At 64.9% G+C, this 880-nt stretch carries 1 protein-coding gene; it reads right to left on the reverse strand.

Annotated features, from left to right (window positions below):
- Positions 1 to 810: GTPase/DUF3482 domain-containing protein (locus DBR24_RS31430; RefSeq protein ID WP_256591253.1), on the reverse strand; the 810-nt coding region annotated here is incomplete at its 3' end.
- Positions 811 to 880 lie beyond the last annotated feature (70 nt).

An 880-nucleotide genomic window follows, 5' to 3' on the forward strand; every position in this document is an offset into this window, starting at 1 on the left:
CTGCTCACGCTGACGCACGGCTTTGCGCAGTTCGCTGATCGCTTGCTGTTCCTGTTCGGCGGCGCTGACCACACTGCGCCGGCACGCCGCGCAGTCGATCAGCAACTCGGCAATCAAACGCGCCGCACTTTGCTGGCGGGCGAGGCGCTGGGCCTGTTGATCGGCGATCAGTCGTTCCAGTTGCGGACGGGCATTTTCCAGTAGCAATGCGAGGCTTTCATACAGCCGCCGCTCGCCGTCCTCCGGCGGTGCAACGCTGTCGAAGCGCACCAGCGCATGCAGGCCGAGCCGCGCCAACGCTTCGCGCCAGTCCGGCTCGCGATGGTTGGCGCTGCTGACAAAGTTCAGCACCGGCAGCAGCGGTTTGCCACAACTGGCGAGCACTTCCAGTTCGTCGCGGTATTTGGCCAAAACCGGTTCGCGGGCGTCGATCACATAGAGTCCGGCGTCGGAGGCGAGCAATTGCCGCAGCACTTTCGCTTCCTGTTCGAAACGCTGGCGTGCCTCGCTGCCGTCGAGAAACCGTGTCAGGCGCGCCGGCCCGTCGAGGCGTTCGCCGGGGCGTTCCAGGCGTTCGAGGAAATCCAGCAGGGCGATGGCGTCTTCCAGTCCCGGTGTGTCGTAGAGATCGAGCAACGGCTCGCCGTCCACCGACAACCGCGCACCCTCGACATGCCGAGTGGTGCTCGGCCGATGCGAGACTTCGCCGAAACCGACGTCGCGGGTCAGGGTGCGCAACAGCGAGGTCTTGCCGACGTTGGTATGGCCGACCACCGCGAGTTTCAGCGGCGCTTTGCGAGCATCAGTCATGACCGTTCTCCAGCCAGTTCAACGGTGCGCAATCGGCGAACGGCAGCTCAAGCTGTTGCAGCGCCACGTG

It is taken from the genome of Pseudomonas sp. HMWF006, from assembly GCF_003061205.1.
GTDB lineage: Bacteria > Pseudomonadota > Gammaproteobacteria > Pseudomonadales > Pseudomonadaceae > Aquipseudomonas > Aquipseudomonas monsensis.